The 15055-nt window shown below is 71.8% G+C and carries 18 protein-coding genes; 8 read left to right on the top strand and 10 right to left on the bottom strand.

Features of this window, described 5'->3' with window-relative positions; translation table 11 throughout:
* Positions 1 to 24 precede the first annotated feature (24 nt).
* The 3 genes from P2T62_RS00635 to mutS form a co-directional block, all read right to left on the bottom strand.
* Complete coding sequence (locus tag P2T62_RS00635) at positions 25 to 291, bottom strand: DUF8150 family protein (protein WP_276259554.1); 267 nt, start codon at positions 289 to 291, stop codon at positions 25 to 27.
* Positions 269 to 871 (bottom strand): hypothetical protein, encoded by a 603-nt coding sequence (locus tag P2T62_RS00630; RefSeq protein WP_276259553.1) that lies wholly within the window; start codon positions 869 to 871, stop codon positions 269 to 271. The genes P2T62_RS00635 and P2T62_RS00630 overlap by 23 nt, the downstream gene beginning before the upstream one ends.
* A gap of 136 nt (positions 872 to 1007) precedes the next feature.
* Positions 1008 to 3734, bottom strand: coding sequence for a DNA mismatch repair protein MutS (gene mutS / locus P2T62_RS00625; RefSeq protein ID WP_276259552.1), 2727 nt, complete (start codon positions 3732 to 3734; stop codon positions 1008 to 1010).
* A gap of 195 nt (positions 3735 to 3929) precedes the next feature.
* Between mutS and trxA the strand changes: the two genes are divergently transcribed.
* Positions 3930 to 4343, top strand: coding sequence for a thioredoxin (trxA, locus tag P2T62_RS00620; protein WP_276259551.1), 414 nt, complete (start codon positions 3930 to 3932; stop codon positions 4341 to 4343).
* Positions 4344 to 4520: 177 nt separating this feature from the next.
* Positions 4521 to 5252 carry a CPBP family intramembrane glutamic endopeptidase gene (locus tag P2T62_RS00615; RefSeq protein WP_276259550.1) on the top strand — a complete coding sequence of 244 codons (732 nt, stop codon included), beginning with the start codon at positions 4521 to 4523 and terminating at the stop codon, positions 5250 to 5252.
* A 24-nt stretch (positions 5253 to 5276) separates the two neighbouring features.
* On the opposite strand, the gene P2T62_RS00610 is transcribed toward P2T62_RS00615, so the two are convergent.
* The 3 genes from P2T62_RS00610 to P2T62_RS00600 all read right to left on the bottom strand — a co-directional run bounded on the left by P2T62_RS00610 (position 5277) and on the right by P2T62_RS00600 (position 7189).
* Complete coding sequence (locus tag P2T62_RS00610) at positions 5277 to 5537, bottom strand: DUF2249 domain-containing protein (protein WP_276259549.1); 261 nt, start codon at positions 5535 to 5537, stop codon at positions 5277 to 5279.
* 55 nt (positions 5538 to 5592) lie between these two features.
* Positions 5593 to 5913: a hypothetical protein gene (locus P2T62_RS00605; protein WP_276259548.1), complete on the bottom strand. Its 321-nt coding sequence runs from the start codon at positions 5911 to 5913 to the stop codon at positions 5593 to 5595.
* Between the two features lie 133 nt (positions 5914 to 6046).
* The gene (locus tag P2T62_RS00600; RefSeq protein WP_276259547.1) at positions 6047 to 7189 is read right to left on the bottom strand and encodes a TIGR04053 family radical SAM/SPASM domain-containing protein; all 1143 of its coding nucleotides are present in this window, start codon (positions 7187 to 7189) and stop codon (positions 6047 to 6049) included.
* Between the two features lie 202 nt (positions 7190 to 7391).
* Here P2T62_RS00600 and mobA point away from each other — a divergent pair, with 202 nt between their 5' ends.
* From mobA to P2T62_RS00575, 5 genes are all read left to right on the top strand, one after another.
* On the top strand, positions 7392 to 7910 hold the full coding sequence (gene mobA / locus P2T62_RS00595) for a molybdenum cofactor guanylyltransferase (protein ID WP_276259546.1): 519 nt from the start codon (positions 7392 to 7394) through the stop codon (positions 7908 to 7910).
* Positions 7907 to 8473: a molybdopterin-dependent oxidoreductase gene (locus P2T62_RS00590; protein ID WP_276259545.1), complete on the top strand. Its 567-nt coding sequence runs from the start codon at positions 7907 to 7909 to the stop codon at positions 8471 to 8473. The genes mobA and P2T62_RS00590 overlap by 4 nt, the downstream gene beginning before the upstream one ends.
* A gap of 172 nt (positions 8474 to 8645) precedes the next feature.
* A complete protein-coding gene (locus tag P2T62_RS00585; RefSeq protein WP_276259544.1) occupies positions 8646 to 9308 on the top strand; it encodes a helix-turn-helix domain-containing protein in 663 nt (220 codons plus the stop codon).
* Between the two features lie 75 nt (positions 9309 to 9383).
* Positions 9384 to 10796 (top strand): hypothetical protein, encoded by a 1413-nt coding sequence (locus P2T62_RS00580; protein WP_276259543.1) that lies wholly within the window; start codon positions 9384 to 9386, stop codon positions 10794 to 10796.
* An 18-nt stretch (positions 10797 to 10814) separates the two neighbouring features.
* The gene (locus tag P2T62_RS00575) at positions 10815 to 11126 is read left to right on the top strand and encodes a cupin domain-containing protein (RefSeq protein ID WP_276259542.1); all 312 of its coding nucleotides are present in this window, start codon (positions 10815 to 10817) and stop codon (positions 11124 to 11126) included.
* Between the two features lie 9 nt (positions 11127 to 11135).
* Here P2T62_RS00575 and P2T62_RS00570 read toward each other — a convergent pair whose 3' ends face one another.
* The 4 genes from P2T62_RS00570 to P2T62_RS00555 all read right to left on the bottom strand — a co-directional run bounded on the left by P2T62_RS00570 (position 11136) and on the right by P2T62_RS00555 (position 13227).
* Positions 11136 to 11807, bottom strand: coding sequence for an O-methyltransferase (locus P2T62_RS00570; RefSeq protein ID WP_276259541.1), 672 nt, complete (start codon positions 11805 to 11807; stop codon positions 11136 to 11138).
* Between the two features lie 95 nt (positions 11808 to 11902).
* Positions 11903 to 12526 carry a DUF7998 family protein gene (locus tag P2T62_RS00565; protein WP_276261662.1) on the bottom strand — a complete coding sequence of 208 codons (624 nt, stop codon included), beginning with the start codon at positions 12524 to 12526 and terminating at the stop codon, positions 11903 to 11905.
* Between the two features lie 72 nt (positions 12527 to 12598).
* A complete protein-coding gene (locus P2T62_RS00560) occupies positions 12599 to 12955 on the bottom strand; it encodes a CGCGG family putative rSAM-modified RiPP protein (protein WP_276259540.1) in 357 nt (118 codons plus the stop codon).
* A complete protein-coding gene (locus P2T62_RS00555) occupies positions 12952 to 13227 on the bottom strand; it encodes a DUF2249 domain-containing protein (protein ID WP_276259539.1) in 276 nt (91 codons plus the stop codon). Before P2T62_RS00555 ends, P2T62_RS00560 begins: the two co-directional genes overlap by 4 nt.
* Positions 13228 to 13386: 159 nt before the next feature.
* On the opposite strand from P2T62_RS00555, the gene P2T62_RS00550 reads away from it, so the two are divergent.
* Positions 13387 to 14922 carry a phytoene desaturase family protein gene (locus P2T62_RS00550; RefSeq protein WP_276259538.1) on the top strand — a complete coding sequence of 512 codons (1536 nt, stop codon included), beginning with the start codon at positions 13387 to 13389 and terminating at the stop codon, positions 14920 to 14922.
* Positions 14923 to 15055 lie beyond the last annotated feature (133 nt).

Genomic DNA, 15055 nt, shown 5'->3' with positions numbered 1-15055 from the left:
TCGCCGTTCACGGCGAGGAGGAGGTCACTTCTCCGAACTCTCGTCAGAATTGTCCTGCGCATCGGCGATCTCTCTGGCGACGTCTTTCACGTGCTGTTGGTGGGAAGCGGACGTGGGAACACTCTGCGCGGCTTCGAGCTGATCGTTGACGACAGTGTTCTGCTGTGGCCCCCATTTCTCCGGCGGCTCGGACTTGATGTACTCGACCCAGTGCTTGACCGCCTCGATGCGCTGCTGGCGGTTCTTCTCGTGTTTCCCGTCGAGGAAGTCAGGCACGTTTGAGTCGCTCATATTCGTCTTCGACACCGAGGCGCGTTACCCATTCTTCGAGGCGAGCGACACTAAGGCTTTGCTCGAAGAGCGTGTAGAGGTGGACTGCGTCTTCGATGTCTTTCTGGGCGCCAAGATGGAGTTTGTAGGCGATCTGGAGTTCCAGCGGACCGATCGGAATAGTCTCGCCACCGATGCGAGCAGTGATCGCGTTCTCGAGAGACGCGCGGTCGAACTCGTCGCGGACGAACTTCACCTCGAGATGGGGCGTGACCTGATCTTCGGGGGCGACCCAGATGTTGTCACCGTTCGAGAGCATCTCATACATCGAGGAGAGTGGCATAGCCACACCCCAGAAGTCCTTCTCCGTCAACGTCTCAGCGAGATCCTCTGCGGTCCCTTCGTCGATGGGTTGGATGAGGACGTCGACGTCTTCGGTCGACCGAGCGCGACCCGCGAGGATGGAGATATACCCTGCAATGTAGACGTGGTCGATGCTGAACCGATCGAGAATAGCTGAGAACTCGATCGCCAGCTCGTCGAGTCGGTTCGGCTCTCGCCTGACGATGAGCGTTCCATCTCGAAGCTCGATGCCGCCCATATCTACATCTCAGCGCATAGGTGGATAAGTGGCTCCGTTACTGACGGCTCGGTGATGGTCCGGACCACACGGCGTGCCGGGACGTTGAAACGGGTCTCGAGCGGACAGCGACCAACTCCTCACGCCGGCGCCGTGGTCAGTCGTCGAGCCGCCGCTGCCACTCCTGCACCTGCGAGAGCAACTCCACGGGTGACGTATCCTCGACATCCACGCCCTGCAACTCCTCCAGTACGGACTCGGTGACAGGGTCGACTGTCTCACCGTCGCCACCGTCGGCGGAGGCCTGGCCCCGGAGCTGCCCGGACCCGAGGTCGAAGACGACCTGTTTCGACTCGCCGGTCACCTCGTCCTCGCTCCCGCGCACGTCGATTGCCTCTTCGTCACGCAGGCGCTGGAGCACCTCGCGAGAGCGCTTGACGACCGGATCGGGAACACCCGCGAGTTCCGCGACGTGGATCCCGTACGAGCGATCGGCTGCACCGTCACGGACCGTCCGGAGGAAGGTCACGTCGCCGTCCTGCTCGTCCGCCGCGACGTGGACGTTCTCCACCGTGTCGATGTGGTCGGCCAGCATCGTCAGCTCGTGGTAGTGAGTCGCGAACAGTACCTTCGGCGACGGGGCGGTAGCCTGTGCCGAAGACAGCCACTCAGTAGCCGCCCAGGCAATCGAAATCCCGTCGTACGTCGCCGTCCCGCGCCCGACCTCGTCCAGAATGACGAGCGAGTCCTCGGTGGCGTTATGCAAGATATTGGACAGCTCCTGCATCTCGACCATGAACGTCGAGCGGCCCTGCGCGAGTTCGTCGAGCGCCCCAACTCGCGTGTAGACACCGTCCACGAGCCCCACCCGTGCCTCCCGTGCCGGGACGAACGACCCGACCTGCGCGAGCAGCGTCACGAGGGCGGCCTGGCGCATGTACGTCGACTTCCCGCTCATGTTCGGGCCCGTCACCAGCAGGAAGCGCCGGTCGCGGTCCAGCCGCAGGTCGTTCGGGACGAACTCGACGGACTGCTCGACGACCGGGTGCCGGGCCGCCCGCAGATCGAGCACGTCTTCGTCGGTCAACTCGGGCTGGACCCAGTCGTTGCGCACGGCGTGCTCGGCGAGCGAACAGAGCGTGTCGAGTTCCGCGAACGCGCGCCCGACGGCCTGCAGCAACTCGGCGTGGGCGCCCACCCGCTCGCGCAGGTCGCGGAACACCTCGGCCTCGAGGTCGCCGCGCTGCTCCTCGAGGCGCATGATCTCGCGCTCGCGCTCCTCCAGGTCCTCGGTGACGAACCGCTCGCTATTTTTCAGCGTCTTGATGGCCTCGTAGTGGTCGGGGACGTCGTCGGACTCGCTCTTGCCGACCTGGATGTAGTAGCCGTCCGTCTTGTTCCGGCCGACGGAGACGTGCGTGAGGCCGTGTTCGCGCTTCTCGCGTGCGGCGAGCGAGTCGAGCCACTCGGCGGCCTCGTCGTGGTGCTCGACCAGTTCCGCGAGTTCCTCGTCGTACTCGGGGCGAATCAATCCGCCCGCGGTCAGCGATTTCGGCGGGTCGTCCGCGAGCGCGGCCTCCAGTTCCTCGCGGACCTCGCGGGCCGATTCGCGGTCGAGGTCGGCGAACAGGTCGGCGACCGGCGAGTCCGCGAGCCGGGGCGAGGCCTCGACGGCCTCCACGAGCGCCGGCAACTCGGCGAGCGTCTCGCGCACCCGCAACAGGGCGTCCGGGCCGGCGCTCCCCGACGCCGTGCGCGAGGCCAGCCGTTCGAGGTCGTAGGTCCCGTCGAGCGTCTCGCGCAGGCGGTCCCGGGCCATCGCGTCGGCGGCGAGCGCCGCGACCGCACCCTGCCGGCGTTCGAGTTCCGCGCGGTCGCGGCGCGGGCGGCCGAGCCACTCCTTCAGGAGGCGCCGACCCGCACTCGTCTCCGTGTGGTCGAGCGTGTCGAACAGCGACCGGCCGTTGCCGGTCATCGGCTCCGTGAGTTCGAGGTTGCGCTGGGTGGTCGCGTCGAGCGAGACGTGGTCGTCGGGTGTGTACGCCTGGATGCGCGAGACCGACGCCAGCGCGCCCACGCCCGTCTCCGCGACGTACGCAAGCGCCGCGCCCGCGGCCTGGATAGCGGCCTCCGAGTCGAGCCCGACGCTCTGGGCGGCGCCGTCGCCGAACTGCTCGCGCAGGGTGTGCTTCGCCCGGCCGGGCGCGAACGCCTCGGCGTCGTGGAGCGTGAGCCGCGTCTCGCCACCGTCGGCGCCGAGCGACTCGCGCAGCCGCTCCAGCAGCGCGTCGTCGTTGCGGGCGTCGGGACCCGGCAGCACCTCGGTCGGGGCGAAGCGGTAGCACTCGGTCAGCGCGCGCGACTCGGCGTCCGGGCCCGAAACGGCGGTGGCGTGGAAGCGCCCGGTCGTCACGTCGAGGAAGGCGAGGCCGACGGTCGGCTCGCCACGGTCGTCACCGCGCACCAGCGTCGCGAGGTACTGTGCGTCGTCGCCGCTCGGGTCGAGCAGCGTCCCCGGCGTGACGATGCGGTCGACCCGGCGCTCGTGGCCGTCATCGACGGGATGCTGGTCGGCCACCGCGACCCGGTAGCCGCGCTCGACGAGCGCCTTCAGGTACGGTGCGAGGTCGTCCACCGGGACGCCGGCCATCGCGTAGTTCTCGCCGCCCGACGACCGTTGCGAGACCTTCAGGTCCAGCTCCGCGCCGACGAGTTCGGCGTCCTCCCCGAAGAACTCGTAAAAATCACCCATCTGCATCGCCAGCACGTCCGCCTCGGCCTCGCGCGCGAGGGCGACGTACTCGCCGACGATGCCCGACGCCTCGGTCGGCTCCCCGGTGCCGAACCAGTCGCGGTCCCCTCCGTCGTCGGGCGAGTCTGTCATGCCAGCAGGGTGGTGCGGGCGTCGGCAAAAGCAGTCGGGTTCCGGGGCGGAACTGAACGCCGGGGTCGCGCCAGGAACGATGTCTTCACCTCGTCGGGCGCTGCCGCGCAGACCGGAGCCCAGGAGTCGGGGGCACCACTATCTTGTCCAAATTGTGCAAAACTCTTAAATCCAACAGGCGAGTATGGTGTGCCGATGAGCGAATCAGACAGCGACCTGTCGGAGGCACGAGTACGGAAGGCCGAGGAACTGCGAGCACGGGCTGAATCGGATGAAGGCAGCGCTCCGAACCACGGCGATCCGGTCCACGTCGACGGGCCGGACGAGTTCCAGTCTCTCCTCGACGAGGGCGGAGTCGTCCTCGTCGACTTCTACGCGGACTGGTGTGGACCCTGCAAGATGCTCGAACCCATCGTCGCGGATCTCGCGGCCGAGACGGATGCGACCGTCGCGAAGGTGGACGTTGACCAGCAGCGCCAGCTCGCCGCGCAGTACCAGGTCCAGGGCGTCCCGACGATGTACCTGTTCGCCGACGGCGAGCCGGTCGAGCGGGTCGTCGGCGTCCGGCAGAAGCCCGAACTGGCGTCGCTAATCGAACAGTACGCCTGAGAACGGGGCGGGGACCGATCGCGTCGGCCACGACACGCGGCGTCTCGATCCGGTGAATACCCGATAACGGGGCCATCATGGACCGAACGGGCCGTGCTCGCGATGCTGGCCTAGAGGGACCCGAACCCCCGCCGCAGCCGGCACCGGATTCTTCATCTCCGTCGCCGAAGTGCGACCATGCCCGCTGCGTCTACGACCGCCCCACCGGCGGCCGGCCGGCGCTCCGGCTGGTGGTACGTCGGCGGCGCCGTGGCCCTCACCGTCCTCGGCGTCGTGATGTCGACCCTCCTCGCGCTCCCGGCCGTCCTCCTCGGGGCGGCGACCCTGGAGACGTTCGTGCTCTCGGTCGTGCTGGGGGAGGCGGGGTTCGTGGCCGCGGCCGCCTTCTTCGTCCTCATCACGGACCGGGGGCTGGCGTACGTCGACCGCGGGCTGCCGGGCTCGTGGGGGCTGGTCGCTGCCGTCATCCTCGGGGCGTTCGTGTTCCGGACGGTCGTGGTGGCCGGCGCGGTGGCGCTCGGGCTCGACCCCTCGCCGCCGTCGCTGGTCGACGCGCCCATCCCGGTCGAGACGCTGCTGGCCGTGATGATCCCCGCGTCCATCCTCGTCGTCGGCCCCGCCGAGGAGCTGCTGTTCCGGGGCACGATACAGAAGTACCTCCGCGAGCGGTTCGCGGCGACCGGCGCCATCCTCGGCGCCGGCCTCCTGTTCGCGGTCGTCCACGTCCCGACGCTCGTGGTGACCTCGGGGCCGAGCGCGGCGCTCTCGCTCGGCGTCATCCTCCTCGTCGGCCTCTCGTTCGGCTGGCTCTACGAGCGGACCGGCTCCCTCGTCGCGGCGATGGTCGCCCACGGCGGCTACAACGCGCTCATCTTCGGGAGCGGGCTGGTGCTGACACGGCTGGTGTGAGGGCGGCATCCGCCCGCTGCCCGCTCACCGCCAGATGGCCGTCACCACCGCCTCGTCGGTCTCGACGGTCTCGAACTGGTAGCCACGGTCCTCGAGTTTCGGGTAGAGGTGCTGTGGTGCGCGGTCGTTGAACTGCACCAGGACGGTCTCGTCGGGCACCTCCGCCAGCCGTTCGAGCGTCTCCTTCAGCGGCGTCGGTGGCCCGGCCGCGACGTGGTCGAGCCGCTCCCGGGGGCGATCGGTCGGCGCGTGCTCGAACTCCGGAGTGGGTCTCACTCGGGACATGAGCGGGGACACGGGGGCCTCCCCCCTCGCCGTTCTCCCGAACGTGTTCGGGTGGTCAATCGATCACGTACGACTGGTACTCGCCCCGCGTCCGGGTGTCCACGAAGCGGTGGCGCTGGCCCTCGTCCGTGCCCGCCGCGCCCATCGCGGAGGGGTCCGGGCCGTCCGTGTCGTACACCGCGTTGGCGCCACGGCAGTCGTGCGCGGCGAGGCGCTCGCGGACCGCATCGGGCAGCGTCGCGCCGGACTCGACCGTCACCACCAGCACCCGGTCGGTGAAGCTCTTCGCCAGCCACGCGTCCGCCACCGCCGGATGTGCGGCGATGTCGGCGGCCAGCTCGCGCAGTTCGGCGCCGCGGTCGGTCGTCGCGGTCATCGGGCGAGGGATGACCGACGAGCCACGAGACCCTTCCCCCGAACACGTTCGGGGTGGAGAGATATCTCGCGAGAGCAATATAAACCCACAACATCGAATATTTTCAGATTGTTCGGAGTTTTCAGAGCTAGATTCAATCTCCCGTTGTGAACTCCCGCGGCTCGTGGGCAGGCCCGGGAACCGGTCCGTCGTAGCCCTCGGGGACGTACGGGCAGAGCGGGTCGCTGGCGAGCGGGTCGCCGGTGTGGGCGTAGGCCCGCGAGCGCGAGCCACCGCAGACCGCACGGAACTCGCAGGCGCCGCACTTCCCGGAGAGGGCGTCACGGTCGCGCAGCCGCCGGAAGAGGTCGGCCTCGCGGTAGATGTCCACGACGGACGACTCGCGGACGTTGCCCGCGGGTTCGGGGAGGAAGCCCGAGGGGTAGACGTCGCCGACATGGCTGACGAAGGCGAACCCGTCGCCGGCGACGATGCCGGTGCGGCGCTCCATCGCGCCCGACGGGGGACCATCCGGCCCCCCCTCCGCTTCCTCCCGTGCGCGCTGCATCGCGACACGCCGGTAGAACGGCGCCTCGGTCGTCTTGACGGCGAACGGGGCATCCGCGCGGACCTCGTGGAGCCACTCCATCACGCGCTCGGCGCGTGCCGGCGGAACCGGGTCGAGCGTCGCCCCCCGACCGACGGGGACGAGGAAGAACACCGACCACAGCACCGCGCCCAGATCGCGCACCAGGTCGCGGATGGCCGGCAGCTCCTCGACGGTGTCGGCACAGACGGTGGTGTTGACCTGGAGCGGGAGGCCGAGTTCGCGGGCGTGCTCGGCCGCGCGGACGGTCGTCTCGAAGCTGCCGGTCTCCCCGCGGAAGGCGTCGTGGCTCGCGGCGTCGCCGCCGTCGAGACTGAGCGCCAGCCGACGGAGCCCTCGCCCGTGGAGTTCCGCCAGCGCCTCGCGGTCGAGCCCCGCGGTCCCGGAGGGCGTGAGCGTCATGCGGCAGCCGGCGTCGGTCCCGTGGCGGACGAGTTCGGGGAGGTCCGGGCGCTTCATCGGGTCGCCGCCGGAGAGGACGACGAGTTGCTCGGTGTCCGTGTCGGCCCCGTCGGCGAAGCGGGCGGCATCGTCCAGCAGGGCTCGCCCCTCCGCGGTCGTGAGTTCGCGCGGGTGGCGCTCGGGGTGGGCGTCGGCGCGACAGTGGTCGCACGCGAGGTCGCACGCCTGCGTCACCTCCCAGACGAGGACGAACGGTCGCCGGTCGGTGTCGACGTCGGTCGGTCGCATGGGCGGGAGACGGGGCGCCCGGACCACGAACGGGGGGCCTCGGTCCCAGACCGTGGGAACCACCCCCTTGAAGCTGTCGCCGAACAGGTTCGGTGGCCGATACGAGGGCGTGGGAACCGGGAAGGGATGCTATTCGGTGGTCCGTCCAACCGACGGCCGTGATATACCCGACCGTCCCGCGGGTCGACGGAGGTAGTGTCGCATGAGCCTCCTCCGGCGCGATTTCATCGTCGCGGCGGGGAGTGGCGCGGTCGCAGGGTTCGTCGGCGACGCCTGGGGCGCCAGCGACGCCGTCGACCCCATCGCGGACCGGGGGCCGCTGGCCGGCCTGGTCGCCGGCGCGGCGGCGGTCGAGGCGCCGCGGCTGGCGGTGGTGGCCGGCGACCAGCCGTTCGTCGCGCCGGCGCTCGTGACGCGCCTGTTCGAACGGGCCGAGCGCGACGACGCGGGCGGGGACGAGCCGGCAGCCGTCCTGGCGACGGTCGACGGCGAGCCGGACCCGACCCACGCGGTCTACCCGACCGCCGCGGTCGAGCGGGCGGGACGGCGGCTCCTCGCCGAGGGGACCCGCCGCCTCCGGGCGCTGGTGGCCGCGCTCGAACGGGTCGAGACCCGCCCGGCCGACGCCGACCGCCGGTGCCTGTTCGACGTGGACACGCCGGCGGACCACCGGCGGGCCCGGGCGGCCGCCGCCGAGACCGGTGGGGAGGTGGAGCCGTGACGACCACCGACCGCGGCCGCCGGCCCGACCGGACGGGGCGAGCGGGGACCACCGGGGACGCGGGAGGCGGCGACACCCGCGAGGGCCGGGCCGGCACCGACCCGGCACGGCGGGCGGGGACCGACTACCGGCTCCTGGTCGCCGACCGCGACGGCTCGACGACGCGGCTGGACTACCGGCGACTGCTCGGCCAGCGGTTCGAGAGCCGCAGTTGCGAGTACCGGTGCGGGTCGGGCGACCGCTGGGGCGGCTGGTGGCGCGGCGTCCCGGTCGGCCGGCTGCTCGACCTCGCCGACGTGGACGGGACGGCGACGCATCTCGTGGTCGCCTCCGGGGGCGGGGACTACACGGCCTGCGTGCCGCTCCGGGTGGCGCTGGACGGGGTCCTGGCGCTGGAGCGCGACGGCGACCGGCTCCCGCTCGGCGAGCGGGCCCCCCGCCTGGTCGCCCCCGATCTCGACTCCATCCGGACGGTCAAGGGGGTCGAACGGGTCCGCGCGGTCCGCCTCGCACCCGACGAGGACCGCGACGAGCGCGAGTCGTTCGCGGGGCGACTCGATTGAGGCAGCCGGATACGTACCAGAGAGGACAAACAACCGACGATATTGTAATTTTGAACCCATACAGCACAACACTGAACCCCTATACGAGTTGTAATCGTCCAGATCCGCCCCGGGCAGCCCGGGCGGGCGCGACGGGAACCGTTAACCCGCCGCCGGCCCGAGGTGGGCGGTGATGCCCCACGCGGAGGTGACGGTCACGCTGCCGCCGGCGGTCTGGATCGGCGCGGTGTCCCGCGAGTACCCGGAGGCGACGTTCCGGGTCCTCTCGGCGGTGCCGCGCGAGGAGGACGGCTTCGGCCTCGTCGAGGTCCGCACCGAGACGCCGGACGCGGTGCTCGAGTGGATGCGCGAGGCGCCGGGACTGACGGCGGTCGAGGCCATCCGGCGGGACCCCGAGGGACTCGTGGTCCAGTTCGAGACGACGGAGCCGCTGTTGCTGGCCTCGGTGCAGGCCTCCGGCGTGCCGCTGTCGCTCCCGGTCGAGATACGGGACGGCCGGGCGCATCTCGAACTGACGGCCTCGCGCGACCGCATCGCGGCGCTGGGCGAGGCCTTCGACGACCTCGGCGTGACGTACTCGCTGGACCGGCTGTACGAGTCCGTGGAGGCGGCCGCGCCGCTGACCGAGAAACAGCGCGAGGTCCTGCTCGAGGCGCTGGAGCGGGGGTACTACGACACCCCGCGCACGACGACGCTCTCGGACCTGGCCGACGAGCTGGGGATGGCGAACTCGACGCTCAGCGAGATCCTCCACCGCGCCGAGGAGGCCGTCGTGAAGTCGTTCGTCGCCGACCGCCTGGACACCGACCTGGACGTGGCGCCGCCGGACTCGTAGGCGCCCAGGGAGAACGGCCCGCCTCCGAACATCTTCGGGGACACGGCGACGGCGGGCGCGGTCGTGGCCTCGCATATGAGCGCCACCGCCATCCCGGGCGACCTGGACACGGCCCGCGGGCCGCCGCTCCGGGTGCCGCTGTTGCACTTCCTGGTCGCGGTCGGGCTGTTGCTCGCGGGCGCCGGCCTGTGGCTCGCGTCGGCGCTGGGCGTCGCCCCCGCGCTCGCCGGCGTCGCACGGGCCCACCTCCTCCTGACGGGGTGGGTCTGTGTCACCATCGCCGGCGCGATGACGCAGTTCGTCCCCGTCTGGTCCGGCGTCGCGCTCCACTCGCGCCGGCTGGCGCGCGCGCAGTTGTGGCTGCTGACCGCCGGGCTGACCGGGTTCGTCGCCTGCCTCCTGGCCGGGCGGCTCGATCTCCTGTGGCTGGCTGGGGTGGCCGTCCTCGCCGGGTTCTGGACGTTCGCGTACAACCTCGCACGGACGCTGGCGAGCGCCCGCCCCTGGGACCACACGGAGCGTCACTTCGCGCTGGCGCTCGGCTTCCTCGTGCTCGCGACGCTCGCGGGGACCGCGCTGGCGACCGGGTTCGTCCGCCCGGTCGCGGCCGAACTGGGCCTCGGGCGGGGGGCGCTCCGGGCCGCACACCTCACGCTCGCCGTCCTCGGGATCGTCCTGACGACCGTCTTCGGCGCGCTCGCGCAACTGGCTCCGATGTTCACCAACGTCGAGGCCGACGCGACCGACCGCCGGCTCCTGGCCGCCGAGACCGCGCTGTTCCCGGGCGGCGTACTCGTGCTCGCGGCCGGGCGGCTGCTGGCCGTGCCCGCGGTCGCGGTCGTGGGCGTGGGTGCAGTGGGCCTGGGCACGGCCGCGTTCGCGGTCGCGCTCGGCCGGACGCTCGCCCGCGCGCGGGCCGCCCGGACCCCGACGCTGACCCGGTACGCCGGCGTCGCCATGGCGCTGCCCGCGTGGCTCGCGCTGGCCGTCCCGACGTGGCTGGCGAACCCGCTCCGACACCCGCTCGGGGGACCCGTCGCGGCGCCGGTGCTCGTCCTGGGCGTCTGCACCCTCGTCGTGGCCGGGACGCTCTACCACGTCGTCCCCTTCCTCGTCTGGGTGGAGCGCTACAGCGACCGGCTGGGACTGGCCACCGTCCCGTCGGTGGACGAGCTGTACGACGGCCGCCTCGCCGCGGCCGACTTCGGCGCGCTCGTCGCGGCGACGGTCCTGCTGACCGCGGCCGCCGCCGGCGACGTGTGGGGACTCCCGACGGACGACATCGTGGCCGCGCTCGGGCTCGCCGGCACGGCCGCACTCGTCGCCGGTGCGGCGCTGTTCGCGGCGAACCTCGGACGCGTCGTCCGGCGCCACGTCCACGGCGGGCTCCGGGGGCTCCTCGCGGGGACGCCCCCGGACGCATCCGAGGACGGCCCCGCCGACGCGGCGGCGGACTCGTTCGATGCGCCGCTGGAGTCAAGCGACTGACCGACGCACCACCGACCCATGCCCGAACACGTCTCCATCGACGATCCGACCGAGGAACCGCACGCCGAACTGTTCGAGACGCCGCGGCCCCGCGCCGTCCGGCTCTCGCTCGACGCCGGCCGGTCGATGCCGGCGCACACCCACCCGGAGTCGGACGTGCTGCTCCACGTCGTCGAGGGCCGGATGACGGTCGAACTCGACGGGGAGGCGTACGACTGCGAGGCGGGCGACCTCCTCCGGTTCGACGGCCGCCGCGAGGTGGCGCCGCGCGCCGAGACCGACGCCGTAGCGGTGGTCACCTTCGCGCCGCGGGCGACCACGGACGGGTGAGCGTCGCGGTCAGGCCCGTCCGACCCGGCAGGAGACGGCCATCCCCTCGCCGAGCGGGAGGAGGTAGGTCTCGAACCCGGGAGCTGCCCCGACGTGATCGAGGAAGTCGGCGACGAGCCGCGTCCGCTCGTTGGGCGCCGGTTCGCCGTCGAGCGTCGCCGCCAGCCCATCGGGCGTGAGCACGTCGCCGTAGGCCGCGACGTTGTCCGTGACGACAGCCCCTCCCGGGACCACCAGGTCGCGGACGGCGTCGAAGCCACGAACGTAGTCGGCGGTGTCGTGGTCCAGGACGACGAGGTCGAAGCGGTCGGTACACGCCTCGGCGAACGCGACGGCGTCACCGTGCTCGAACAGGGCCCGGTCGGCAAGCCCTCCGCGCTCGAAGGACGACCGTGCGTCGGCCAGGCGGTCGGCATCGCGGTCGGTGAGGGTCACCCTCCCCCCCTCGGGGAGCGCACGGGCCATCCAGTACGCGGAGTATCCGAAGCCGGAGCCCAGCTCCAGAACCGTCCGTGCCCCCATGAGCCGTACGCAGAGTGCGAGCGCCCGCCCGACCTCCGGACCGACGGTCGGGAACCCCTCGCGGTCGGCGCGCGCATCCAGTTCCCGCAGGACCGCGTCACGCGGCGGTCCCGCCCGCGCCAGCAATCGCGCCACGGCGTCGGAGTGGAGGTCGGTCATAGCCGTCCGGACGGACCGCGACAGCATAACGCGGTCGTGTGCCCGGATGAGCGGCCGGCGGGGAACACCGGCCGCCCCGGGTGACCGTCCGCCGGTCAGAACGGCGTCGCGGGCCCCTCGTCGGGATCGTCGGCGGTCCCGGCGTCCGCGCGCCCGGTTCCGGTCCCCGCGCCACCAGCGTCGTCCGGCGCGTCGTCCTCCCGGCGGAGTCCACCGGCGGCCTCGCGCTCGACGGGCGCGAGGTCGATGCCGTCGGCGTGGCTCGTCTCCAGGCTCCGGAGTCGGCCGTTGACGGTCCGCGCGCGCTGGTGCATCGGGTCGACCCGGACCCGGACGAGGTCGTAGCCGTGGCGGTCGGCCAGCGCGTTCCAGGCGCGGAAGGCGCCGACACAGAGCGTGTCGCTCTGGGGGCAGAACTCCGTCGTCGGCGTGAACTCGGCGCGGAGGACGGCGTCGCTCTCCTCGGCGTAGCGAAAGCCCGCGTCCGGGTGCCGGGTGTCGAGGTTGAGCCGTGCGAGGTTGTAGCCGAAGGTGGCGTCCTTCACCGACCGCTCCTCGAACAGGTCGCGGGTCGTCCGGTGGAACGCGACGTGGGTGTCGCCGGTCAGCACCGCGGCGTCGGCGAGGAACGGCCCGGGGTCGGGGAGATGGTCGGGGACGAAGTGGTCGTACGAGTCGAAGTCGGCCTCGTCCGTGCCGAACGGCGAGGGGAGGTCCATGTCGGAGGGATGGCCCGCCACCGCCGAGGCGGTGGCCCCGAACATCTTCGGGCGGCGGGGCACCGGCCGCCCTCACTCCCGGACGTGGACCCGGGTGACGAAGCCGCCACAGCCACAGCGCTCGACGAACTCGTGGTCGAGGTCGCGGGCGTCGAGTTCCTCGTACAGGTAGCTCTCGGGGTGGCCGTGGTCGCCGTGCGTGACGAGATTGACGTGGTGGCCGGGGGCGGTCCGCTCGACCGCCAGCAGCGCCGCCCGGACGAGGCGGTCGCGGTCCTCGGCGTGGACCGGCTGTTCGAGGTTGACCGACCAGGAACCGTCGTGATCCGCTGCGAGACCGGGGTCGGCGGGGTCGACGACGACGGCGTCGTCCGGGTCGACGGCGTCGAGGTCGTGGTCGCGGGCGTCGGCCCCGTCGGCGCCGCTCATCCCTCCACCTCCCCGGGGTCGCGCTTCGGGAGCGTGGCGACGAACTCGTTCACCCCCCGGCGCTCCATCCGGTAGGCGTCGGCGTCGAACGCGTCGACCTCGGCCTGGAACTCGTAGAACAGCGGCTTCGGGTCGTGGTCGTTGACGATGGTGAGTGCCTCGCCCGGGTCGAGCGCGGCGAACGCGTCGTGGATGCGTCCATGCCGCTCGGCCGGGGGAACGTCCCGCACGTCGAGTTCGGTGCCGTCGTTGGACCGCGTCTCGGTCGTCATCGTCGGCATTCGACGGCCGAGCGGCCTGGGACTTGAGCCGAAGATGTTCGGGTGGCGTCGGCCACTTCAATCCCCACAGGGTTGGGGGTGTACCGGGAGGCCGGCACCGGGCGTACCTCGTACCGAGGCCGGCCCGTCCGGGGACGGCCGCCAGCGACCATGACCCGCAACGCACTCGCCTCGGAGTCGGTGGTCGTCGTGGGCGCGGGCATCGGCGGGCTCTCGGCGGCGTGCCATCTCGCCGACGCCGGCGCCGACGTGACCGTGGTCGAACAGCGCGACGAGCCGGGCGGGGTCGCCGGGCGCATCGAGCGCGACGGCTTCCGGTTCGACACCGGCCCCTCCTGGTACCTGATGCCGGAGACGTTCGAGCGGTTCTTCGGCCGGTTCGACCGCGAGCCCGCCGACTACTACGACCTGACGCGGCTCGACCCGAACTACCGTGTCTGCTGGAAGGACGGCGACACCGCGACGATGCCGGCCGATCGGGCGGGCCAGCGCGAGCTGTTCGAGGCCTACGAGGACGGCGCCGGCGACGCGCTCGAGGAGTACCTCGCGGGCGCCGCCGAGGCCTACGAGGTCGGTATGTCGGAGTTCGTCTACGAGCGGCGGCCGCGGTGGCGCGACTGGGTCGACCCCGAACTGCTGCGGGCGGCCCGCGGGCTCACCCTGCTGGGGTCGATGGACGACCACGTCCGCGAGTTCTTCGACCACCGGAAGCTCCGCCAGCTCGTCGAGTACACGCTCGTCTTCCTCGGCGGATCGCCGTACAACACCCCGGCGCTGTACTCGCTGATGAGCCACGTCGACATGAACGGGGGCGTCTACTACCCGACGGGCGGGATGCGGGCCGTGGTGGACGCGATGGCGACGCTGGCGCGGGGGCTGGGCGTCGAGTTCCGGCTCGGCCACGAGGTGACCGCCGTCGAGTCCGTCCCGGACGGCCTGTTCGTGACCACGGCGGGCGACGGGCCGGACCCGCGGGCGGACCGCGTGGTCTGCAACGTCCCGCCCGCCACCGCCGAGCGGGACCTGCTCCCGCCGGACGCCCGGGACCACCGGCCCGGCCGCTGGGACGACCGGACGTACGCCCCGTCGGCGTTCATGCTGTACCTGGGCGTCGAGGGGCGACTGCCGGAACTGGAGCACCACACGCTCGTCCTGCCGACGAACTGGGACGCCCACTTCGAGGCCATCTTCGACGCGCCGCGGTGGCCCGCGAACCCCTCCTACTACGTGAACGTCCCGTCCCGGACGGACGACACGGTCGCCCCCGACGGCCACGAGACGGTCGTCGTCCTCGTCCCCATCGCGCCCGGCCTGGACGACGGTCCGACGGCACGGACGCGCTACCGCGAGCAGGTGCTCGACGACCTGGCCGCACACGCCGGCGTCGACCTCCGGGACCGGATCGTCGTCGAGGAGTCGGCCTGCGTCTCGGAGTTCGCGAACGTCGGCTACCCGCAGGGGACGGCGCTCGGCCTGGCGCACACGCTCACCCAGACCGGCCCCCTCCGGCCGAGCCACCCCTCGGACGCGATGGACGGGCTCTACTACACCGGTTCGTTCACCGACCCCGGTATCGGCGTCCCGATGTGTCTCGTCAGTGGCGAGCACGCGGCCGCCGCGGTCCGCGAGGACGCCACCCCGGAGCGCGAGGGCCCGCTCTCGCGGATGGGACTCCGCTCGGACTGAGCCCCCACGCGCGGCGCGACGGCGGTCGGGAGGCGGCCCACCCCAGCTGACAGGACCGTCTCGAACGCCACCACTGAATTAACATTATAATCATCCCTAGCCGTGTCACTTACAGTTGTTAGTAACGTACCGG

It is taken from the genome of Haloglomus litoreum (assembly GCF_029338515.1).
GTDB classification, from domain to species: Archaea; Halobacteriota; Halobacteria; order Halobacteriales; family Haloarculaceae; genus Haloglomus; species Haloglomus litoreum.
This window is presented reverse-complemented; position numbering and strand designations above follow the sequence as displayed.